Below are 22,449 nucleotides of genomic sequence, written 5' to 3' on the forward strand. Positions count from 1 at the left end.
TTACATCAGATGCTTATTTTGTTTTTGTTTCAGGAGCTTTTGGTTTAGCCTCAGGAGCTTTTGGTTTAGCTTCGGCCGCTTTGTCTTTAGCTTCAGCTGCTTTTTCTTTTGCTTCTAGGGCTTCCATTTCAGCTTCAAATGCTTTCATTTCTTCTTGTTGTGCTTGTACTTCCTTAATGATCTTATGGAAGAAGCCTTTTTCATCAAAGTTTTTGATGGCTTCTTTATCTTTCGCTAGATCAGCGAAATTAACTACGTCGTTTTTACTAGGAACTACGAATGGTGTTGCTTTGCCAAAGTTCCATTGGTAGCTATCTCCAATGAAGCCAAATGTAATTGGAGTTGCATCTTTCGCTGTAGCTTTTGGATCTTTCATAGTAACATCAATTGTTACAGTAGAACGTACTGGCAATTTATCCTTATCGATCCAATAGTCTAATTTCAGCTTCAGGTTTTGTAGCCCGCCTTCTGTTTTAGCTAGCTCTACTAGCTTTTCAGGGCTGTTTTCTTTTTCAAAATCAGCAATGCCTACTTTTGCAGCAGCGATCATTAAGTCTACTTGATCAGTGGCATTTTTACGATATTCTTCGTCTTTTAGAAGAGTTTTCTTCGCTTCAATAGCTTTATCTGAGAACTTGGTAGCCATTGTGGTCAAATCAATAGCAAAAGAGCGAACCTCTGGATTAACTGTTGCATCTTTGGCAATGTAGTAAGCAAGTTCAATCAGGTTTTTCGTATCTAGCTCAATGATCAGGTGGGTTGCTTTTAATTCCTCACCGTTTGGTAATTTAACCGTTTCTTCGCCTTTGTTTTGTACAGAGGAGCCTTTAAAGTCGAAGCCCTTGATATATCTGTTAGCGAATTTCATGGAGAGGTTGTTTACATCTTCGCTGAATTTTTTCACAAGCTCCGGATCTATGTTAGTTGTTTCAGTCAATTGCATATCTTGTGCATATTTCAAATATTTCTTATCGATAGGGGATTTCACATAGATATCTTGTTTATCTACGATCATTTCAATCGATGCTTTGTCTTTACCTTCCCATACTTTGTGGTCGCGTAAAGCTTTATCGTTGTTGAGAGACATTGTTAGTTTAGAACTTGCAGTGTCGCCTTTCACACCTTCAAACGAAATACCTTCTTTTACGCTTTCTAGAATTCCAACTTGTTCATCTGTTAACGCCTTTTCTTTTTTCAAAACTTCATCAAAATTCCCAGTTAGTTTAAAGGAACCAGCAAGGTTGTAGCTTCCTTTTTCCATACTATTTACGGTTGCATCTCGAAGTAGTGTCCCATCGGTTGAGCATCCTGTCATTACTAAAACAGATGATGCCAATACAGCAGCCCCTACAGTTGTTTTTTTCATAAAAAAAGCACCTCTTTTCAAATTGGGTAGTCATGGATGAATATTCTAGGTTGTAAAATAATTTCCTTCAAAAGGTTATACGCATGAGAATGCAGATGGTTTCGAATTTTGTTCAAAAAATTGAATTGACGCCTCTGTTTGCCCTTTTCGTGATAAAATGGATGACGTACCCTTCTGTGCAACAATAGGAAGCAGAAGGACGAGGAGTAAAAGTAAATTCCTCAATATCGCTTCTCTGAAGTTTATCGGGAAAAGCAGCCAGTGACACAGTGAAAAAGACAGAAAAGCCAGCTTTTCTAAATTAACAGAGGAAGAGAGGACTAGTAGAGATGGCTAGTTTGTTTGAACGTTTAAAGAAATTTTGGCAAGAAATGATGGAAGTAGAGGTAGAAGTACATGAGCAGGATGATAATCGGGAAGCTAAACACGTTCCTATAGATGAAGAGCAACCGATAGAATTTGTTAGCCGTCAACCGAGGCAGACTTCTTCTACGAGGGCACGCACCAAAAATATTTACCCAAGGAATCATAACGAGCAGGAATTAAACGAGTTCATGGAAAGAACGCGTCCCCGATTTTTCCGATTTCCTGTCGTACCGGACAGTGAGTTTGAAAAGCAGAGGAAAACGAAAAGGCGCTTAACTGATGTTGCTTCGGATAAGATGCCATCCCAGTATCAGCGTAATCAGGGTCAAAGTGAGCAGGGGCTATGGGATTCCAGAGAAAGCAGGAACAATACAGATTATGCTTTTACACAACAGGAACGAATTGCGTCGGAATCAGAAGGCCGCCAGAGATGGAAAGCGGGTTCTTTAGAACAGTCTGTGACAGATAGCTACGCTCAACGAGGACAAAAGGAATCCGATTCACGCTACAGTAGACATTCCTCTCATGCTACTTATCAGGAAGAGCATATGCCTAGCTCAACCTCGGGGGATAGTTACAATCAATCTGAGCCGAACGGCTTTAAAAAGCCTTTTGCACCTACAGAGCTGTTCTCACCGATCTATGGGAAAATTAAAGAAGGAGATAACACGGTTAAAAAGGAACAGATTCGACAAGCCCGAATTAACGAGGACGGGCAGATTGTGATTGTAACGGTGGATGAACCGGTTCGGGAAGCAGAACACGAGGAGTATGAAAAGCCAGAAGTTGATTCTTTAAGAGAACAGGCTGCTGCTTTGGCAGCTCAACGATTGCAAGCAGCAAGGCAAGGTAAAACGTCTGAGCTAAGCGTACACGAGAAAGTATATCGTCCAGAACTGGAAGCAGCAGATATTAGTAAACCTGAGGCAGTGGAACAAGCTGAATCAGAAGTGTTAGAGGCTGTTGAACCAAAGGTATTGGAACAAGTAGAACCAGAAATACTAGAGACCGTTAAGCCAGAGACTGATAAGCCAGAGGCCGTTTTTGAGCAAGTAGAACAGGAAATGTCAGAGGCTGTTGAACCGGAGATATTGGAAGAAGCAGAACCAGAAAAGCCAAAGGCGGCTGAACCAGAGGCAGTGGAACAAGCAGAACCGGAAATGTCAGAGGCGGCTGAACCAGAGATATTGGAACAAGCTGAATCAGAAGTTCCAGAGGCGGTCAAGCCAGAGGCCGTTTTTGAGCAAGCAGAACCGGAAAGGTCAGAGGCTGTTGAACCAGAGGCAGTGGAACAAGCAGAACCAGAAGTATCAGAGGCAGTTAAACCAGAAATAACGGCCTATGAGCAGTCGGATACGCCAGCAGTTTCTAGTGGGCTAGTAGATTTTGAGCAACAGGAGCTAAAAAATGTTGTTTCCGTTCAACATGAAATGAGTGGGGCAGTTCATGCAGGGGATGTAGTGCTCAAACAGGAGCATGTACACAACCTTTCCATCTCGGATGAGAAGAATACGGTAGAGGAAAAGCAACCAGTTTTACCTATTCCCTTTTCCTATGTAGCAGCAAAAGAGGATAGTATCACTGATGAGGTTCATATAGACCGAGTAGAACAGCTACAAACAGTGGAGCCGAAGACAACAGCGATATCTTCTGTTCAACCAGAAGCTCCTGTTTTTCCAGTAGTGCAACCAACAGAGTCTGAGCTAGTAGAAGAAGCATCCCTAAAGATATCGCCTAATGCTTCTCAAAATCATTCGGAAAAGCTGACATCTAGAGAAGATTTGCCCGAAGAACGACCCATGTATGAATTTCCGTCGACCTCGCTATTAACGCCTACTCAGGCTTTAACCGAGGATGATTACGAACATACATTGGATCAAAAGAATCTACTAGAGGAAACGCTAAGTAACTTTAACGTAAATGCAAATATAGTGAATATAGTTAAAGGTCCGTCAGTAACACGCTTTGAGTTACAACCGGCACCTGGGGTTAAAGTCAATAAAATTACTGGTCTTTCGGATGATATTAAATTAAATTTGGCTGCTAAGGATATTCGGATAGAAGCTCCTATTCCTGGACGAAATGCGGTCGGCATAGAGGTTCCAAATAACAAAAGCGAGCCAGTCTTTATCCGCCGTATACTGGAATCAGACAAATTCAAGAACCATCCTTCGCCTCTTGCTATAGCGCTTGGAATGGATATTGGTGGAGAGCCGATCGTGGCTGATATTAAAAAAATGCCACACGGTTTGGTGGCAGGGTCTACTGGGTCAGGGAAAAGTGTTTGTATCAATTCGATTATTATTAGTTTGCTATTTAAGTCCACACCAGAACAAGTACGATTGTTGCTGATTGACCCGAAAATGGTGGAATTGGCACCCTATAATAATCTACCGCATTTGGTTACTCCTGTTGTTACAGATGCTAAACAAGCAACTGCGTCTCTTAAATGGGCTGTAGAAGAGATGGAAAAACGGTATGCCCTGTTTGTTGAGGCTGGTGTTCGGGATATTGAACGCTACAACCAAACGACAGATGATCAATTACCGTATATTGTCATTATTATAGATGAGCTAGCCGATTTGATGATGGTCTCTCCGCAGGATGTTGAGGACTGTATCATCCGTATTGCTCAAAAGGCGCGAGCTTGCGGTATTCATTTATTGCTTGCTACGCAGCGACCATCTGTAGATATCATCACTGGGAATATCAAGGCTAACGTTCCTACACGTCTTGCGTTTGCTGTGTTCTCGCAAATTGATTCCCGGACGATTTTGGATCAAAGTGGAGCAGAAAGATTACTTGGAAGAGGGGACATGCTCTTTTTAGAAAGCGGAGCGCCTCCGATTCGTTTACAAGGAAATTATGTCAATGATGACGAAATTGATGCAGTGACATCTGTAATCAAGAAACAACGCAAGCCGGAATATATTTTTACTAGGGAAGAATTAGAGGCTCAGGTCTCATCCATTGAGATGGGAGATGACCCATTATTCCATGAAGCACTTGTATTTGTAGCCGAACAAGGGCAGGCATCGGCATCAAGCTTACAGCGCAGATTCCGTATCGGATACAATCGTGCCGCCCGCTTAATTGAAATGATGGAGGCTAGCGGTTACGTTGCAGGACAAAATGGAGGAAAGCCCCGTACAGTGCTAATTACGGCAGAGGATGCCCAAGCGTTAGGGGAAGGAAGTAATTTATTTTAGTGGTTCATAAAAAAAGCGGCCAACTATTAGGAGGTTGTGAAATGGAAGTGAATCATGATCAAAAGTCGTACCAGCTTGTTACCGATGAGCTGGCGCTATTTAATGAAGAGTACTATCTTTCTGTATGGCGTATCTCGATTCCTACAACTCAAGACGTGACAATCTCTGAACGATTTAACACACTGTTTGCTTTTGAAAATCCTGATATCGAGCTTTCTGTAGATGTATCGGAGGAAGCGAAGGGAATCTGGTACTATCAACTGCTGGTGCCAGCCATGCTGACAACTCCCGATGCCGCTATGAGACGCATGGAAAAAGGAACAAAAGCCCTATCTGAATATCTAACACAGCACAACATGCTAACTGAGTATGAGGTTTTACAAAGACAGGAAATATTTCATTACCTCAAACGCTACAACCCAGGTGTAATCATGGAGGTACAGTAAACAAGAGAATGCTTCAAAGGTATCCAACAGTGATCTGCTTCCAAGGAAGGGATCACTGTTTTTTTGGAAGGGAAAAATAGTTACAGCGGCCAATAAATCAGGTATACTTATTAAAAATAGAACATGGTTTCACTAGATGGAACGACCGTGAGAAGGAAGGGAATAGTCATGGAAGAACCCAAGGCAACCGTTCGTAGCGTAGAAAGGGCTTTAGATGTCCTTCTTTGTTTTATAGACGCAACGGAATTAGGATTAAGTGAAATCGCTGCTCGGATTGGTTTGCATAAAAGTACTGTACATCGGTTGTTGGCTGCACTTGAAAGCAAGGGATTTTTACAACGCAATGTTCAAACGGAAAAGTACCGTTTGGGATTTCGTGTGTGGGAGTTATCAGCTAATTTGACCCGGGAGGATGATCCGGCAGTCATTTTATTGCCAGAGATGGAAAAATTGCGTGACCTATTAGGAGAAACGGTGAGCCTGTATGTCATAGACGGGCTTGAGCGCATTCGCATTCAGGCAGTGCAAAGCAATCAACCGATTAGAAGAGTAGCTCCCGTGGGGGCTAAAATGTCGTTGGCGGTAGGAGCTTCCAGTAAGGTACTGGTGGCTTTTGCGGATCAAAGGCTACTGCAAGAACTATTGACGTCTCCAAATTGGCCTGATTCGGTAGAGAAGCCTCAATACCAAGAACAGCTAAAACAGATTAAGCAAGTCGGCTTTGCCACCAGTAGTGAAGAACGAGAGGTAGGAGCGGCAGCGGTGTCTGCCCCCATTTATGACAAACAGGGAAAGGTATTTGCTGCTTTATCTGTTTCTGGCCCATCAAGCCGATTAACGGAAGAGAAGATGAAGGAAATTGCGGCTCCCATCATGCATACAGCTTTTCGGATGGGGAAAATGCTTATGTAGGCATCAAAAAGACTCGAGTGTAGTAGCTCGAGTCTTTCTTATTAGTTGAAGACAGAAAAAGTACAGGATTATCGCTTTTTAGGAGCATCACGTAGCGATTTGTTTATTTGTTTCCAGCGATTCTTTTCCGCCGCTTGTGCCTGTCTGTTCTCTTTACGTGCTAGAAAGGCTAGCTCACGCTGTAGCTTTACATAGTTTTGATAGCGCTTGTCTGTGAGCGTTCCTTCCTCCAATGCAGCTTTAATAGCGCATCCCGGTTCAGTTGTATGTCTGCAATCGTAGAAGCGGCAGCGTTCTGCCAATTCCTCTATATCTTTAAAGGTATCTGCTAAGCCTTCATTGGAATCCCAAAGCTGGAGCTCGCGCATTCCTGGAGTATCAATCATGAGGCCTCCAGATGGCAACAAGAATAACTCGCGATGGGTGGTCGTATGCTTTCCTCGATCATCACCGCTGCGGACTTCCTGTACAACCTGAAGCTGTTCCTTGCTTAATGCATTGACTAGCGAGGATTTTCCAACCCCAGATGATCCAAGTAAGGCAACGGTCTGCCCAGTTTGAACATAGGGGAGAAGCTGCTCCAATCCCTGATGAGCGAAAGTGCTAATCGCATAAATCGGTACTCCCAATGCTATCGATTCCACTTCAGCGATCTTGCTTTCAATATCCTCACATAAATCAGCTTTGCTAAGCACAATCACAGGATTAGCGCCAGATTCCCATGTGACAAGCAGATAACGCTCAATACGACGAAGATTAAAATCTAAATTAAGAGCATTAACTAAAAATACAGTATTTACGTTGGCTGCAACGATCTGTTCTTCGAGAGCATTGCCAGCCGCTTTACGTGAAAACTTACTTTGCCGTGGTAAAATAGCATGAATCGTAGCTTTTTGCTCTTCCCAGCGAGGTTGCATGACGACCCAATCGCCTATTGCTGGATAATCTTCTCGATCAAAAGCCTGATATCGCATTTTTCCACTAATTTCAGCTAGTAGCTCGCCGCCTTCAGTCATGACGCGATAGATACGTTTATGCTCTAAGGTAACTCGGCCTACAATATATGTAGGATCAGAATATGCTGCAAAATGTTGTTCAAAGTTTTGATTCCAGCCTAATGTTTTGAGATCCAAAGTAGGACTCCTCCTCTAATCATGTATAAAGCTTTAGACATGACCACAGAAGAATCCGGTTTTAGGAAATATGCCCATGTTAACAGGATTCTCTGCGATCCCCACCAACAATTTGATTTTTGACAATGCTATTTCTCATAGTACACATCTCCTTTCTGGTAAAAGCAGTTTGTTTCCAACAACAGTTTACTACATTTTTCTTATAAAGGAAAAAGGAAGTTATGCCTTTTTTCAGAAAGTTATTCGAGCTTTTTTACTCCGTGGCATGAAGCAGTCAGAAATTGAGGTTACAAAACTTTTGTTTCATGAAACCTTTGTATAAAAAAATCCCCCGCTAATCAGCAGGGGATGTAACAACTCTCAAGTATTATTTGCTTTCGTCAAATAATTGGCGAAGAACTGTTTGAAGGATACCACCATTTCGATAGTAGTCGATATCAACTGTGCTATCTAGACGAGCGATAGTTTCGAATTCAAATGTAGAGCCATCTTCGCGAGTACCTACAACCTTCAAGATCTGGCTTGGTTGAACTTGATCACTCAGGCCAAGAATATCGAAGGTTTCGCGTCCTGTTAATCCTAATGTATGCCAGTTAGTACCTTCCAGGAATTGAAGAGGAAGTACGCCCATGCCTACCAGGTTAGAGCGGTGAATACGCTCAAAGCTCTCAGCAATAACGGCTTTGACACCTAATAGGAATGTACCTTTTGCCGCCCAGTCACGGGAGCTACCAGTACCGTATTCCTTTCCAGCAATAACGACTAGGTTTTTGGTGTCAGCTTGATACTTCATAGATGCATCATAGATTGACATCACTTCATCGGTAGGAAGATACTTCGTTACTCCACCTTCAGTACCTGGAGCCACTTGGTTACGAATACGGATATTGGCAAACGTACCACGCATCATAACGTCATGAGACCCACGACGAGCACCATAGGAGTTGAAGTCTTTTCGTTCTACACCGTTAGCTTGCAGATAAACACCAGCAGGGCTAGTAGGTGTGATGTTACCGGCTGGAGAGATGTGGTCGGTTGTTACGGAATCACCAAGGAGTGCTAGGACGTTAGCGCCTTTGATTTCTCCAATATGACCAGCTTCTTTTTCCAGATTTTTAAAGAATGGTGGCTCTTGAATGTAGGTAGACTTGCTATCCCACTCATACAGATCTCCAGTTGGAGCATCAATTTTGTTCCAGCGTTCATTTGCTGTAAATACATGCTCATATTCAGCACGGAACAGGTCTGGATTCGTCGCTTTTTTCATCGCTTCATCCAGTTCAGATGGAGTTGGCCAGATATCCTTTAGATATACAGGCTTACCATCGTTACCAATACCGATAGGCTCTGTAGTTAAATCGATATTTACTGTACCGGCTAATGCATAGGCGATAACCAATGGAGGTGATGCTAAGTAGTTCGCTTTTACCTGCGCATGGATACGGCCCTCGAAGTTACGGTTACCAGATAGTACAGCCGCTACTGTCAGATCATTGTCAGCAATAGCCTGACTGGTCTCTGTAGGCAAAGGACCGGAGTTACCAATGCAAGTAGTACAACCAAAGCCGACAATATTAAAGCCAATTTTATTTAAAGAATCGATTAGTCCTGCATCTTCTAAGTATTGAGCTGCTACGCGAGAACCTGGTGCCAAGGAGCTCTTAACGAAAGCAGGTTTGGTTAATCCGCGTTCTACCGCTTTTTTCGCTACGATTCCTGCGGCTAGCATTACGCTAGGATTAGACGTATTTGTACAGGAAGTAATCGCAGCGATCACCACGGAACCTGTTTTCAGCTCAGCTTTTTCCCCATTCGCATAGGTAACGTTAGCAGAAGTGTTGATTTTCTCTTCACTTAGTCCAAACCCGCCTTTTTCAATTGGAGTGCGGATGCTGGAGTTAAAGGACTCTTTCATACTCGTAAGTTCAATGCGATCTTGTGGACGTTTTGGTCCTGCAAGGCTTGGTACTACTGTAGATAAGTCAAGGGAGAGCGTTTCAGAATATACAGGCTCTTCTGTGTCATCTGTGCGGAACAAGCCCTGAGCTTTGGTATAGGTTTCAACTAGATTGATTAGCTCTTCACTGCGACCTGTTTGACGCATATAGTCTAGTGTCAGGTGATCCACCGGGAAGAAGCCCATTGTTGCACCGTACTCTGGAGCCATATTGGCAACGGTGGCACGGTCAGCAAGAGAAATATTAGATAGACCAGAACCGTAGAATTCAACGAACTTGCCTACAACGCCTTTTTTACGAAGCATTTGCGTGATGGTAAGAGCTAGATCGGTTGCGGTAGATCCTTCTTTTAAAGTACCAGTCAATTTAAAGCCAACGACCTCAGGAGTAACGAAGTAAAGCGGTTGTCCAAGCATACCAGCTTCTGCCTCGATACCACCGACACCCCAGCCAAGCACGCCTAATCCATTGATCATGGTAGTATGGGAATCCGTTCCTACCAAGGAATCTGGATAAGCAAATGTTTCACCATTCACTTCACGATTAGCCACTACAGATGCTAAGTACTCAAGATTAACCTGATGAACGATACCTGTAGCTGGTGGCACGACACGGAAATTATCAAATGCCGTTTGGGCCCAACGTAGGAAGCGATAACGCTCCTCATTGCGTTCAAATTCTAAATCCATGTTCGTTGCCAAAGAATTAGCTGAACCGAATGAGTCAACCATAACGGAGTGGTCAATTACCAAATCCACTGGGACAAGTGGGTTGATACGACGCGGATCTCCGCCGTTATTCTTCATTGCCACCCGCATAGCAGCCAAGTCTACAACCGCAGGTACACCGGTAAAGTCTTGAAGAACGATACGAGCAGGCATTAATGGAACCTCTTGATTACTGTCACGGCCCTTCGTCCAGTTTGCGAGAGATGTAACATGCTCCTTAGTTATTGCACGATTATCATATTGGCGAACAGCTGCTTCCAACAAGATTTTAATGGAGAAAGGTAATTTAGATACCTCACCGATTCCTTGCTCTTCCAAACCTTGCAAACGATAGTACTTATAGGTTTTGTCACCTACTTGCATGGACGATTTTACTTTGTAATCATCTTGAAAAGCCAAAAGAATAACCCCCTTCGAGCAAATAAATTCAACTGTTACATAATTCCTTACCCGTTTGTTTCACTAGATGAAACCACGTTTCGTTTCCGTTGCAAATTTATTATACTCGAAAGCTTGTTACTCTTCCACCCTATTTTCACAAAATAGTAACAAAATTACCTAATTACCGATAAATTTGGCGAATAAGCTACGTGCAGTGGCGATATCGTCGGTATTTTGAACGAGCACACGTCCGTCTGGAAAGATTACTAAAGTGTAGGAATCGATGTAAAACCGCAATAAGAAACGATTCTGTTCCACAGTTCCAAGTGGAGCGAGTCGTTTTGCTAGTTGAGACAAATCAAGCGTAATTGCTTCACGAGGGCTTAGTTGTACCGTATCTCGACCACATAAGGCTGTAGCCAGTTCATCATCAGGGCTAGTCTCCAGAAACTCAAATTGTCGTTGTCCACAAGTAGGGCAGTCCGGACGCTTCGCTTTGAGAACTTTAATTTGCTGGTGGGTATTATTCCATAAATCGAAATGCTCCAGATGAGGATTGTAGGTATTTGTTGCCTGTAAAAGGATTTTAAAAGCTTCTGTCGCCTGATAAGAGGCAACTACATGTATGATTGGGCCAATTACGCCGGCTGTATCACATGTGGCGGTTGTGCCTGGCTTCGGTGCTTCGGGAAATAGACAACGTAGGCAGGGGGTTTCACCAGGACGAATAGCAGTATATGTTCCAGTTGCGCTAACAGCTCCGCCATAAATCCACGGGATATTATGTTTAACCGCTACATCATTAATAAGATAGCGCACCTGAAAGTTATCGGTAGCGTCTAAAATAAGATCAACATCGGATAAATATTTTTCGGCATGAAAAGCAGTAACATCCGCTACGATAGGCTCCAATGCTACATCTGAATTTATTTTAGATAATTTCTCATAGGCGGCTATCGCTTTTGGCAAATGCTGTCTCGCATCTTCCTCGTCATATAGCATTTGACGTTGTAAATTGCTTGGTTCTACAAAATCTCGATCTATAAACCGTACAAACCCGATGCCAGCACGAACGAGATGGTTGGAGAGCACTGTTCCCAGCGCTCCCATCCCAACAATGGCAACACGACTGTTGCGCAAACGTTCTTGTCCAGCCACTCCGATCGGGGCGAATAAAATTTGTCTCGAATATCTGTTCTCATTCATGACTTCTATGCTCACTCCATCCTAACAATCAGAAATACACTACTTTTTCTCACTATCCAAGTCAGCGGTTGGATTCCAAGGCCCTAGCTGATGCCCTTTCCACTCGTTTCCATCCTCCCACATTTCCTTTTTCCATATCGGGACGATTTGTTTTAAACGCTCAATCGCATAGCGACCAGCTTCAAAGGAATCATTACGGTGTGGGGAGGAGACCGCAATGACTACTGCGATTTCTTCAATTTGAAGATCACCAATTCGATGGTGGATGGCTACACGTATATTTTCCCAGCGCTCATGAATTTCTGCTTCGACCTGTTTAAGCTTTTCGATGGCCATGGGAATATAGGCTTCATATGAGAGGTAGACAGTACGCTGACCTTGCGTCATTTCACGTACTGTGCCGATAAAGGTTAAAATAGCTCCGCAGTTACGGTGAGAAACTAGTTTGATTAACGGTTCTACCGAGAGAGGGGCTTCTGTTATCGCAAAACGTGGCTCTTCGCCTCCGCTGACAGGAGGGAGAATAGCTACTTCGTCGTTTTCCTTTATAATAGTATGGTGATCTGCGTACTCTTGATTGACTGATACAAAGCAACTGGATAGCAGTTCCTTCAAAGCCGGATATTCATGTGGCAGCTTATCGAGTAAATCTTGTACGGTACTAGAATCAGGTAATTCGATCTGTATGCTATTTTGTCCGGCGCGTTCTGCTAAACCGGCGAATAATAATAGGGTAACCTGCATGTTATTAGCCTCTTTTCTTTCGTTCTGCTTACTATTTTCCGTTTCTCTCTTGAACATACCATATCACTATGGCGAAATGAAGGGCGGAAGCTAAGTCATGAAACAATCGCTCCCTTCTTTTAGCGGAAAAAGACAAAGAAAGCGAAACGTGGAAGAGAGTAGTAGGAAGATTTACTTATTTGATTAGTCAAATCGAATACATTAGCATAGAATCAAACAGAGATAGTACGTTTGTAAAAAAGGAGAAATCATTTATGTCTACACACGATCAGCTTACACATTTTAACGAACAAAACAGGGCGCGCATGGTAGATATCTCAGATAAAGATGTTACGAAACGTGAGGCGGTTGCTAGAAGCCGTGTTGTGATGAAGCCGGAGACCTTGCTACGCGTAAAAGAAGGGAAAATCAGCAAAGGGGATGTACTGGCTGTAGCACAAGTAGCGGGCATTATGGCAGCAAAAAAAACCTCAGATATGATACCAATGTGCCACCCTTTAGCCCTAACCGGCGTAGATGTTACATATGAATTTGAAGGGGAGGATACGATCGGGGTATGGGTTAAAGTGAAAACAACAGGGAAAACAGGAGTAGAAATGGAAGCATTGACGGCTGCGAGTGCTGTAACACTCACGATCTACGATATGTGTAAGGCAATGGATAAGGAAATGGTTATTGGTCCTACCTATCTGGTGAAAAAAACGGGTGGCAAGAGTGGAGACTATGAGCGGGTAGAGGGATAGGTGTACATCATGCAGAGAGAGTAGCCAGCGTTTCATTATGGATTCATCTATAAAAGGAGCCACCTTTTCTAGCAATGAGAGAAGGTGGCTGATTTATTATTTGTTTTCCATAGTAAGTAGCTGCCCAGTTTTTGCATCTATCGTTTTTGCTTCGGTGTCATCTGGTAAGACCGTATATACTAACCGGGGAATACCGTTTTTGGGGGATAAAATATAAGCTAATTGAAACGGATAGCTCTGAATATAAGCCTGCGTAGCTTCCTTAATTGATAGAATGCTGGATTTGGTAGGTAATAATGCTGGATCAAAAGAACTGCCCTTATAATTCGTGATTGTACCTGTATCCATATCGACTGTGACATAGTAAGGATGACTAATCACAGGAATGCCTTCCTTGCTAGGATAAAAGGTAAAAATAATAAAATTTTTATCGATAGTTTCCTTGTTGGTGTCCAGATAAAGCTCCTGTATTTGTGCAGGGACGATTTGTTCGAGGAAAGCGATCGCCTTTTGCTGTGCTTCTACTTTATTGATTGGAGAAAAAGTAAGATTTGCTTTTGATTCTGATTCAAAAGAGTACCCAAGAAGCTGGCCACTGAGAATATCTATTCCAATCTGACCAAGCTTTCCTGTGTTATCTTTCCAATAATACTTTTGTTTGCCCTGATAGGATGAGCCATTCTGTATGCTAAGTGTTTGTGGGTCCAGATTGAATAAATCAACTAATATGGCATGTACGTCTTCTTCTGACTCGGCAGAGAAATGTTTTCTTGAAGTAAGGGGTATTGTTACCCCACTTGATTTATCAAGCTGTTTATAGGAAGAATGTAGCCATTCGCCGCTCTTAGCATCGATATATCCATAGATAGCCGGTTGATAACCCAATACATATTGATTTTCAGCTACTTTTTGATAAACAAGGTGCATTTCTTTTTCCATAAGCTCATCTACTTTCGCTTTTGGTAATACATCCTTAGGAAGAGGAAAGCGAAGTGGATCAATATCTTCCATAATATTACCCTGAATAGAAGAAGATACGTCTTCTGTTTGAACATTAATGGATAGATTTATATTTTGATCGAGAATAGGAGTATTATGAACCATGCGATAATACACTATTTTAGAATCTGCAGTTTTCTCTGGACTACTAAAGCCTTGAAAGCCATTGATAGAATCGCCAAGTCTTGGCTTTAGAAAATCGTATGCGATTTGTTCAAGCTTAGTCATTTGATGCTGTTCTACAAGAGGACTCGCTTTTTTTTCGACAACCTGCTCAACTGGCTTTTCATTGACTGATGCAGAATCGGGATTTTGTGCTGGCTTTTGATCTCGATCCTTTACTAGAGGTGGTGCTGGCACTCGATCTGGTACTTTGATCGGAGTATGGGTAGGGACCTGAACAGTTGGACGAATTGTTGGACCTTTTCTCTCTATAGGAGGTTTGGAAATAGACGGATCGTTGTGTAACGGTTCCTTGACAATAGGCTCTGTTTGTGCCCATTCCATTGGTTGTTGACGGAGAGGGGAACCGAGCCAAACGACTAACATGACGGCAACACCAATACAGGATATTTTTGCAGTGCGAAGATACCAGATGTGAGCTCGTTTTCTTTTTGTGAGACTTTTCATGATCGCCGCTTCACACTCCTCAACAAATTCAGAGCGTGGATGTAAATCCTCTCGTTGCTTTAAAGCATGCAAGATCTCTTTTTCACTTGGCAAGTTCATCGTATAATCCTCCCATCGAGGGAATAAGGCATTTTTTTTGCATAATCTTCAGGGCACGATGGTAATCGACTTTTACTTTTGCCTCGCTACACCCTAAAATTTCTGCGGTTTCCTTTATAGAAAGCTCTCGTAAACCGCGGAGGATGATGACCATTCTATGCTTTGGCTTCAGTGACTGAAAGATTTGCTGTAGGTTCTGCTGTAATTCCTTTTGCTGTAATTCTTTTTCAGGCAATCCAAATGTGGCCGGTATTGTTTTTATCCACATGTCCGAAAAGACATATTTGAGCTTTTTTTTCCGATAATGATCGATTGCGGTATAACGAGCGATGGAAAGTATGTATAGCTTTAGCGGAGAACGTCCATCATAGCTGGACAAAGAACGGAATAATCGAATAAATACCTCCTGAGTCAAATCCTCTGCTTCGTTTTGATCACCTGTAAAATAGACTAGAAATTGATAGATGTCCTGATAATGAGTACGGTATATATGCTGGATATGCTCCTTTTCGTCTTCCGTCAAGGCATAACTCCCCTCCTGGATAAAAGCCATCCTCAACAGGTAAGGATGGCTTTGTGGAGTAATTACTTCAATATAAAGAATTATTCTTTTACTGGTTTTCCGGTAATTCCATCGATTGCTATATCATTATCTACTGTATAGGCAAGATAGGCATCCCCATCTTTGCCAGTTGTACTTGCAGTTACGTAGACAAGCTTAAGTGGAGTATCTTTTAGAATGGCTTTTACAGCTGTTTTTGCATCAATAATTGAATCCTTGTCTGGTAGTTTTTTAGAAGTTTCACCTATTCCACGGATGGCGGTTACTTTACCAGTAATTCGATTCACTGTTACTGTATAAGAACGGTCAAAAATCTCAATACCTGCATGAACAGGACTTATTTTGTAATCAACGACAACATTATTCTCACTAAGCAAAGCCGATGACTCATTAATCAATTCTTTTACATCGTCACCTAGGTATTTTTGAAGAGTATTGACAGCAAGCGTTTGACCTTCTTCTATAGAAATTTTAGCTTTTGCACCTTCAGGCATTCTTTTATTATCGATTACTACATCTATTACCTGATTTTCCTTTGTTGCAACCACGGCCATCCTTTCTTTATTTTTGTACCACATGTATAGTTTTTGTCCATTGTCCATTTGTTCATCTAAGGTTAATCCAGTTACATCAAAATCAAGTACGGACTTTAGAACTTTGGCTGCTTCATCGGACGTTTTAGCTACCAATTTTTCTCCATTTTGCTTAGTCGGGTATGGATCAGAAAAAATTCTGTCATGGAAGCTGATAATTCTTTCTCCTGTTTCGGCATTCACATAAGGAGTCTCTAAGAAGCGATAGATTACTTTCCCATCGTTAGCTTTAATGAATGGATGAATTACTTTAGCTAATGCCTCTTCCGCTTGTTCCTTACTGATTATCTTTTCCGGCTTTGGTAAGTCTTCATCAGAGCTAGTTGGGGATTTCTTTACCATTCCGATAATATCTCCATTTGGATTGATACGAAGATAATAATAATCATCATTAAGTGTAATGTCGCCGATCATGCGATTAAAGGTGATATTAATCCAGGAATAGGTGCCATCGTTCTCTCCTCCTGCAGGTTTAATATTTCCGCTAACCTTATACTGATTGGCACGATCGCCCAGTAATTTTTTCAGAAAAGCCTTGCCTTTTTCCGTTGCCATTTCCTTGTCTACGGGTTCTTTAGAGTAAATCTCTTCTCTATCAATGTCGAATTCTTCAATGACTCCTGCAGAATTTAATACGATTTTAACCGATGGGTACAGCACGCCTTTTTCTTTAGAAAGAATAATGCGAGTGCTCCCTTCAGAAAACTGACTTATCTCCATTTCGGTAAACTCTTTTAATTCAGGAAGAACTTCAGTCAGTTGTTCGATTGATTTTTTTACGACCTGATCTAACTCCTGTATAGTTTGAATTTTTTCAGGTTCTTCTGAAATTGTTTTGGCACTAGCCCATACCGGAGTTGATGAAAGCATAAGAGCTGCCATAAGACTCAAGACTGTTTTATTCGTTGATTTTTTCATAATTATCTTCCTTTTCTTTTCATTTTTCTTGCTCACATACAAGGTCGAGAATAAAAAAAGAAAAGTTACAATTATTTTTTCAAAAGGAAATTTTATAAAAATGAACTTCTTCAAGGGAGTGACAATAGAGGGGGCATACGGTGGTAAGAAGGGGTCCCCAGCTTGCTTCAAGCTGAAGTTACGCAGGGAGGAGCATTTATCTGAGTAAAATTGTATTGAAAGGGCATGCTGTTTACGCGTGATTGTCGACATTCTAATGAAAAAAAGATAAACTTTTCTATAATTCACACAAAAAAGCACATCAAATTATTGGAAAGAGAAATTTTTTGTAAGGAGTTACGTATTATCAGTTAGACCAATGACAGAAGCTGCTTTTAGGCATAAGTAGCTTTGGAAAATTCTTGATACAAGGTAATCATCATGACATAATGTTTCGTATAGCGAAATAAAAACAGTAGGAGGAGGTTGCCGTGATTCTATGAATGAGCTCACTGATCGATTGATGGACATGTGGAACTTATACATCGGGATTTTTACACAAGAGCTGGTGGAGAGCGGCATTACTAAACCTCAGATTATGGTGATTCATCAAGTAAAAGAAAATCCGAAGACAATTGGAGAAATAAGTAAAAGTCTAGAATTATCCTATAGCACCGTTTCTGGCATCATTGATCGTTTGGAAAAAGCGAACTTAGTAATTCGCAAGCGAGATCATAACGACAGACGCATAGTCTGGGTTTTTCTTGCTCAAGATTTTTCTCAGCTTCAAAAACGATTTCCACTAATGAAAGATCAGTACTTACCCGAATTATTTGAGGGGATGAAGGAACATGAACGAAAACAAATTACTCAATCTTTAGAATTGCTCAATCATTATCTTGAGAAAAAATATCATTCCTTATTAAAGGAGAGAGGGAACAGAGATGAACATATCAAGGTTTGCGATTAATCGACCCGTAACCATCGTGATGCTGGCATTAGCCGTCCTCATTTTTGGATTCGTGTCGCTACCCAAATTGGCGGTAGAACTCTATCCTAACCTGAACCTGCCGGTTGCTGTTGTTGTAACCTCGGTTGAGGGCGGGACACCTGCATCAGTGGAAAAATTAGTAACAAAGCCTGTAGAGGAAGCATTAGGGACTGTTCCTAATGTAAGTAAGTTATCGTCGTTTTCCATGAGTGGAGCCTCACAGGTTATCGTCCAGTTTAATTGGGGCACCAACATGGACCAAGCCACGCTAAACATGCGTGACAAGGTAGACCAGGTGCGGGGAGCATTGCCAGACACGGCTAAAGCGCCGCGTGTTCTTAAGCTAGACCCAAATAGTGAGCCAATCATGACGTTTGCACTAACAGGTAACAATGATATTACGAAGCTAAAGGAATTAGCTGATAATGTTATTAAATCTCGAATTGAACGTATTGATGGAGTCGCTTCTGTCGGAGTTAATGGTGGGAAGGAACGTATCATTGAAGTAACGCTTGATTCTGACAAAATCACTGCTTACGGTATTACTTTAGAACAAGTACAGCAGGCTTTAATGGGGACTAACCTTTCTGGAGCAGCTGGTATGGTACGTGAAGGAGATAAAAAGCTAAGCATTCGCGTCCAAGGAGAGTATACAACGATTAAGGATATTGGTGAAACACCTATAGTGGTTGGTGCTTCAACTATTCCGCTAAAAAATATTGCTTTTGTCGAGGATACGTATAAGGAACAAACCCAGTTCAGTTATTATAATGGGAAACCGACTGTAGGAATTTCTGTTACAAAAGCTTCAGGCGGAAATACCATTAAAGTTGCAGATGCAGCCAAAGTAGAGATTGAGAGGCTAAAGGAGAATCTGCCACCAGGTACTGAGATTTCCATGATCACGGATTCTTCACAGTTTATTAAAGATTCAATCTACACAGTGGCTGAGCATGCCTTGATAGGGGCGGCATTCTCGACCATTATTCTACTCTTGTTTTTAAATAGCGTTCGCTCTGTTTTAATTATTGCAGTTGTAATTCCGATTTCTGTAATTGCTACCTTCTGCTTAATGTATTTTACGGGTCAGACAATCAACCTGATCTCGCTTGGTGGTTTAACACTTGGACTAGGCTCGTTGGTTGACTTCGCTGTCGTTATCCTAGAAAATATTTTCAGACATCGACAGGAAGGCAAATCAATGGTGCAAGCTGCTCGCTTTGGTTCCCAAGAGGTGGGAACAGCGGTTATGGCTTCTGCTCTTGCCCAAATTTGTGTATTCTTGCCGATCATGTTCGTTGAAGGATTAGCTTCTCAATTATTCGGACCATTGGCACTAACGGTTGTGTACTCACATATAGCGGCACTTTTAGCATCTATTGCACTTGTGCCTATGATGTCTGCACGAATTTTGAAACGCATCCCGGATGAGGAAATCTACCATTCTGGAACGTATCGGGGCTTCAATCCGATCACATGGTTTAACATTGGCTTTACGAAACTTTCTCATTACTATGGAAGATTCCTAAAATGGGCAATCAATTGGCGTAAGACCGTTTACCTTGCTGTAGCCCTTATGTTTGTGGGTGCTATCATTTTGACACCGTTTATTGGAGCGGAATTTATTCCTTCCATGGACCAAGGAAAAATTACTGTAGCTGCGAAACTAGCTAATAACACGCGCATTCAGGAAACGGAAAAAGTTATTAACGAACTTGAAGGAATAGTGAAAAAGGTACCTGAACTAAAAGAATTGTATGTATCCATTGGGAGTGCGGGTGTATCTGTGCTAGCGAATAGTGCTACGAACCGCGGAGAGCTACAGCTTACCCTAGTAGATGCAAAAGAGCGTACACGTACCACAGATCAAATCATTGATGACTTACGAAATCAGGTTAAAAATATACCTGGTGCAGAAATTACGGTTAAACATTTGGATGGCATGGGTGGCATGGGCGGTACGCCACTGGAAATCAGCTTACGTGGTGATGATTTAGAGGTATTAGATGATATCAGTAATATTATTATGGGTGTGGTCGGCAAGGTTTCTGGAACGGCAAACTTAACCACTTCTTTAGAAGAAAAAGACCGAGAGTTCCAGGTAGTAGTCGATCGTGAAAAGGCAAGTCAATATGGCCTAAGTACACAACAGGTTCTGTCATATGTACGGACGGCTTTTGAAGGGCAAACCTTAACTCGTTATCAGACAGGTGACGATGAGGTTGACGTAAAAGTTCGTTTGCCAAAAACGATTCAGGATGAACCAAAGCATTTAGAGCGTTTGACGGTTACTACTCCTAGCGGGGCGCAAGTATCAATAGGTGCTATTGCTAAAGTGGAAAAAGTGGAAGTAGCACAAATGATTAAACGTGCGGATCAGACTCGTGAGGTTACCATTACCGCTGATACTAGTGGTCGTGACCTGAACTCGATTATGGGTGAGGTTCAAGAAAAACTGGCACAATTGAATCTTCCAGATGGATACCATATTGAATACGGCGGTCAGTCTAAAGATATGGAAGAATCCTTTGGCAGTCTAGGTCTGGCGATTCTCTTGTCTATTGTTCTTGTCTACATGGTTATGGCGAGCCAATTTGAGTCCCTATTTAGTCCGTTTATCATCATGTTCTCTGTACCGCCTACCTTTATTGGGGTTGTGGTTGGATTGTTTGTGACAGGTCAACCATTGTCAGTACCGGCCCTGATTGGTTATATCTTGTTAGTAGGTATTGTTGTAAATAATGCGATCGTTCTTATGGATTACATTATTACAGCTCGCAAGGACGGTTTAGATCGAGATGCTGCAATCTTAAAAGCTGGTCCAATTCGTCTACGTCCGATCATGATGACTACGTTAGCGACTGTTCTAGCCATTACTCCACTCGCATTTGCAGGTGGTTCCGGTAACGAATCCCAAGCTCCAATGGCAGTTGTGGTTATTTTCGGTCTAACATTCTCCACGCTAATCACTCTTGTACTTGTCCCTGTCGTATATGTCACATTTGATAACTGGGGCCGTAAGTTCAAGAATCGTTTTAATCGGAAAAAGAAGAATACGCCTACTGTAGTAGAAGAAGTGTAATGAGGTAAAGGAGGACTAACAATGGTAAAAAGTAAATGGGGCTTACCGCTTATACTCGTTGCTGCTTTAACAGTAACGGGGTGCACGGGCGAAGAACCGGCTGCAACTCCTCAGGTTGCCGAGGCGGAAGCGCCAACTCCGGTGCAAATAAGCCCAGCAATAGAAGATTCTATCGCTTCAGGAGCAGGCTATACTGGTAAATTGGCTCCGAGCCAGGAAGTAAAAATTTCACCAAAAGCACCAGGTAAAATTCAAACCCTAAATGTAAAGCTGGGTCAATATGTACAAAAAGGCTCTGTACTATTTACGCTAGACCAAGATGACCTCAGAAATGCGGTTCGTCAGGCCGAAGCCCAGTATCAGGTTTCGGTAGCGGGACTCAGCCAAAGTGGTACTAGCACAGCACAATCTGTTGAAACAGCTAAGAATGCATTAGCACAGGCAGAGCGTGCCTATCAGGATGCAAAGCGTGATGCCACTCGAAGCCAAGAGCTATTTAATCAAGGAGCCCTGGCTCAGCAGCAGAATGAACAAGCGCAAGCAGCATTGAAGAATGCGGAAACTGCTTTTAATAACGCAAAGGTAGACTATAACTCAGCCTCTAAAAAATCAGGCATCGTGGTTTCAGAAGCATCTGTTAACCAAGCGCGAGTTGCGCTTGCCAGTGCCCGTGAGCAGCTGAGCAATTCTACAGTAGCAGCTCCAATCTCTGGCTTTGTAGCTCAGGTGGGGGGACATGTGGGAGAAATAGCTTCAGGGCAGGTCCCAGTTGTTGTTCTAGTTAACACCAATCCACTCTTAGTAAAAGCAAACTTATCAGAGGATGAAATTACTAAGATAAAAGTAGGGGATCGTACAACGGTTGAATTGACTGCCTTGAATAAAAAAATAGAGGCAACAATTACCGCTATCAGTCCTACAATGGATCAACAGTTGAAAGCATATCCAATCGAAATCACTGTGCCAAATCCGAAAAACGAATTAAAGGCAGATATGGTTGTTAATTTAAAAATCCAATCAACCTCCAGTAAAGCTCAGAAGGCTGTTGCCATTCCACGTAAAGCTGTGTTCGATGAAAACGGCAAAAAGTATATATATAAAGTGGAAGGCGATATCGCTAAGAAAGTAGCTGTAGAAACTGGCGAGGAATCAAGCGATCTAATTGAGATTAAAAAAGGTGTTTCTTTGGGAGAAAAAGTAGTTATCAGAGGCCAGTCCATGCTTAAAGACGGAGGAAAAGTTGAGATTCAAAAAATGGATTGACAAAAACTAGCTACACTAACTAGTATAAAATCATTGTTACAAACGACTCCTTTCTTTGCTTACAAAAAGAAAGGGGTCTTTCTCTTACAGATCAAAAAGCTGTTTTTGATTACATAAATGTCAGTTTACTCTGAAAAAGAA

Annotated in this window: 16 protein-coding genes; 8 read left to right on the forward strand and 8 right to left on the reverse strand. The window is 42.1% G+C overall.

All coding sequences use genetic code 11. The annotated features are described in order from the left end of the window. Positions 1–13: 13 nt before the first annotated feature. Positions 14–1,366: a hypothetical protein gene (locus tag O0550_RS19875; RefSeq protein WP_003334795.1), complete on the reverse strand. Its 1,353-nt coding sequence runs from the start codon at positions 1,364–1,366 to the stop codon at positions 14–16. A 329-nt stretch (positions 1,367–1,695) separates the two neighbouring features. On the opposite strand from O0550_RS19875, the gene O0550_RS19880 reads away from it, so the two are divergent. From O0550_RS19880 to O0550_RS19890, 3 genes are all read left to right on the forward strand, one after another. Further along, on the forward strand, positions 1,696–4,941 hold the full coding sequence (locus O0550_RS19880; protein ID WP_258427127.1) for a DNA translocase FtsK: 3,246 nt from the start codon (positions 1,696–1,698) through the stop codon (positions 4,939–4,941). Between the two features lie 41 nt (positions 4,942–4,982). After that, positions 4,983–5,387, forward strand: a complete 405-nt coding sequence (locus O0550_RS19885) for a hypothetical protein (RefSeq protein WP_258427128.1) — start codon at positions 4,983–4,985, stop codon at positions 5,385–5,387. A 168-nt stretch (positions 5,388–5,555) separates the two neighbouring features. Then, the gene (locus tag O0550_RS19890) at positions 5,556–6,299 is read left to right on the forward strand and encodes an IclR family transcriptional regulator (protein ID WP_181748957.1); all 744 of its coding nucleotides are present in this window, start codon (positions 5,556–5,558) and stop codon (positions 6,297–6,299) included. 68 nt (positions 6,300–6,367) lie between these two features. Here the strand turns inward: O0550_RS19890 and rsgA are convergent, their stop codons facing one another. Next, positions 6,368–7,432: a ribosome small subunit-dependent GTPase A gene (gene rsgA / locus O0550_RS19895; RefSeq protein WP_068793557.1), complete on the reverse strand. Its 1,065-nt coding sequence runs from the start codon at positions 7,430–7,432 to the stop codon at positions 6,368–6,370. 76 nt (positions 7,433–7,508) lie between these two features. Here rsgA and O0550_RS19900 point away from each other — a divergent pair, with 76 nt between their 5' ends. Beyond that, on the forward strand, positions 7,509–7,754 hold the full coding sequence (locus tag O0550_RS19900; protein ID WP_181748958.1) for a hypothetical protein: 246 nt from the start codon (positions 7,509–7,511) through the stop codon (positions 7,752–7,754). Positions 7,755–7,799: 45 nt separating this feature from the next. Here O0550_RS19900 and acnA read toward each other — a convergent pair whose 3' ends face one another. The 3 genes from acnA to moaD all read right to left on the reverse strand — a co-directional run bounded on the left by acnA (position 7,800) and on the right by moaD (position 12,449). Continuing rightward, the gene (gene acnA, locus O0550_RS19905; RefSeq protein WP_258427129.1) at positions 7,800–10,517 is read right to left on the reverse strand and encodes an aconitate hydratase AcnA; all 2,718 of its coding nucleotides are present in this window, start codon (positions 10,515–10,517) and stop codon (positions 7,800–7,802) included. Positions 10,518–10,676: 159 nt separating this feature from the next. After that, on the reverse strand, positions 10,677–11,705 hold the full coding sequence (locus O0550_RS19910; RefSeq protein ID WP_258427130.1) for a ThiF family adenylyltransferase: 1,029 nt from the start codon (positions 11,703–11,705) through the stop codon (positions 10,677–10,679). A 39-nt stretch (positions 11,706–11,744) separates the two neighbouring features. Beyond that, on the reverse strand, positions 11,745–12,449 hold the full coding sequence (gene moaD, locus O0550_RS19915; RefSeq protein WP_022585982.1) for a molybdopterin converting factor subunit 1: 705 nt from the start codon (positions 12,447–12,449) through the stop codon (positions 11,745–11,747). 254 nt (positions 12,450–12,703) lie between these two features. Between moaD and moaC the strand changes: the two genes are divergently transcribed. Beyond that, positions 12,704–13,192 carry a cyclic pyranopterin monophosphate synthase MoaC gene (gene moaC / locus O0550_RS19925; protein ID WP_003334804.1) on the forward strand — a complete coding sequence of 163 codons (489 nt, stop codon included), beginning with the start codon at positions 12,704–12,706 and terminating at the stop codon, positions 13,190–13,192. Positions 13,193–13,288: 96 nt separating this feature from the next. Here the strand turns inward: moaC and O0550_RS19930 are convergent, their stop codons facing one another. From O0550_RS19930 to O0550_RS19940, 3 genes are all read right to left on the reverse strand, one after another. After that, a complete protein-coding gene (locus O0550_RS19930) occupies positions 13,289–14,920 on the reverse strand; it encodes a YcdB/YcdC domain-containing protein (RefSeq protein ID WP_096887616.1) in 1,632 nt (543 codons plus the stop codon). Then, a complete protein-coding gene (locus tag O0550_RS19935; RefSeq protein WP_068793561.1) occupies positions 14,904–15,443 on the reverse strand; it encodes an RNA polymerase sigma factor in 540 nt (179 codons plus the stop codon). Before O0550_RS19935 ends, O0550_RS19930 begins: the two co-directional genes overlap by 17 nt. 80 nt (positions 15,444–15,523) lie before the next feature. Next, on the reverse strand, positions 15,524–16,993 hold the full coding sequence (locus O0550_RS19940) for a YcdB/YcdC domain-containing protein (protein ID WP_101669078.1): 1,470 nt from the start codon (positions 16,991–16,993) through the stop codon (positions 15,524–15,526). A 478-nt stretch (positions 16,994–17,471) separates the two neighbouring features. Between O0550_RS19940 and O0550_RS19945 the strand changes: the two genes are divergently transcribed. From O0550_RS19945 to O0550_RS19955, 3 genes are read left to right on the forward strand one after another with little or no spacing between them, the layout of a single operon-like run. After that, complete coding sequence (locus tag O0550_RS19945) at positions 17,472–17,942, forward strand: MarR family winged helix-turn-helix transcriptional regulator (RefSeq protein ID WP_096887614.1); 471 nt, start codon at positions 17,472–17,474, stop codon at positions 17,940–17,942. After that, on the forward strand, positions 17,917–21,045 hold the full coding sequence (locus O0550_RS19950) for an efflux RND transporter permease subunit (protein WP_003334809.1): 3,129 nt from the start codon (positions 17,917–17,919) through the stop codon (positions 21,043–21,045). The genes O0550_RS19945 and O0550_RS19950 overlap by 26 nt, the downstream gene beginning before the upstream one ends. Positions 21,046–21,066: 21 nt before the next feature. Further along, positions 21,067–22,308 carry an efflux RND transporter periplasmic adaptor subunit gene (locus O0550_RS19955; RefSeq protein WP_258427131.1) on the forward strand — a complete coding sequence of 414 codons (1,242 nt, stop codon included), beginning with the start codon at positions 21,067–21,069 and terminating at the stop codon, positions 22,306–22,308. The last annotated feature ends 141 nt before the right edge of the window (positions 22,309–22,449 follow it).

The organism is Brevibacillus halotolerans (assembly GCF_026891775.1).
GTDB lineage: Bacteria > Bacillota > Bacilli > Brevibacillales > Brevibacillaceae > Brevibacillus_B > Brevibacillus_B halotolerans.

Excerpts from the sequence above, each read along its gene's own strand:
- O0550_RS19875 (WP_003334795.1), bottom strand. The coding sequence starts at position 1,366 with ATGAAAAAAACAACTGTAGGGGCTGCTGTATTGGCATCATCTGTTTTA.
- O0550_RS19880 (WP_258427127.1), top strand. The coding sequence starts at position 1,696 with ATGGCTAGTTTGTTTGAACGTTTAAAGAAATTTTGGCAAGAAATGATG.
- O0550_RS19885 (WP_258427128.1), top strand. The coding sequence starts at position 4,983 with ATGGAAGTGAATCATGATCAAAAGTCGTACCAGCTTGTTACCGATGAG.
- O0550_RS19890 (WP_181748957.1), top strand. The coding sequence starts at position 5,556 with ATGGAAGAACCCAAGGCAACCGTTCGTAGCGTAGAAAGGGCTTTAGAT.
- O0550_RS19900 (WP_181748958.1), top strand. The coding sequence starts at position 7,509 with ATGTTAACAGGATTCTCTGCGATCCCCACCAACAATTTGATTTTTGAC.
- O0550_RS19910 (WP_258427130.1), bottom strand. The coding sequence starts at position 11,705 with ATGAATGAGAACAGATATTCGAGACAAATTTTATTCGCCCCGATCGGA.
- moaD (WP_022585982.1), bottom strand. The coding sequence starts at position 12,449 with ATGCAGGTTACCCTATTATTATTCGCCGGTTTAGCAGAACGCGCCGGA.
- moaC (WP_003334804.1), top strand. The coding sequence starts at position 12,704 with ATGTCTACACACGATCAGCTTACACATTTTAACGAACAAAACAGGGCG.
- O0550_RS19930 (WP_096887616.1), bottom strand. The coding sequence starts at position 14,920 with ATGAACTTGCCAAGTGAAAAAGAGATCTTGCATGCTTTAAAGCAACGA.
- O0550_RS19940 (WP_101669078.1), bottom strand. The coding sequence starts at position 16,993 with ATGAAAAAATCAACGAATAAAACAGTCTTGAGTCTTATGGCAGCTCTT.
- O0550_RS19945 (WP_096887614.1), top strand. The coding sequence starts at position 17,472 with ATGAATGAGCTCACTGATCGATTGATGGACATGTGGAACTTATACATC.
- O0550_RS19950 (WP_003334809.1), top strand. The coding sequence starts at position 17,917 with ATGAACATATCAAGGTTTGCGATTAATCGACCCGTAACCATCGTGATG.
- O0550_RS19955 (WP_258427131.1), top strand. The coding sequence starts at position 21,067 with ATGGTAAAAAGTAAATGGGGCTTACCGCTTATACTCGTTGCTGCTTTA.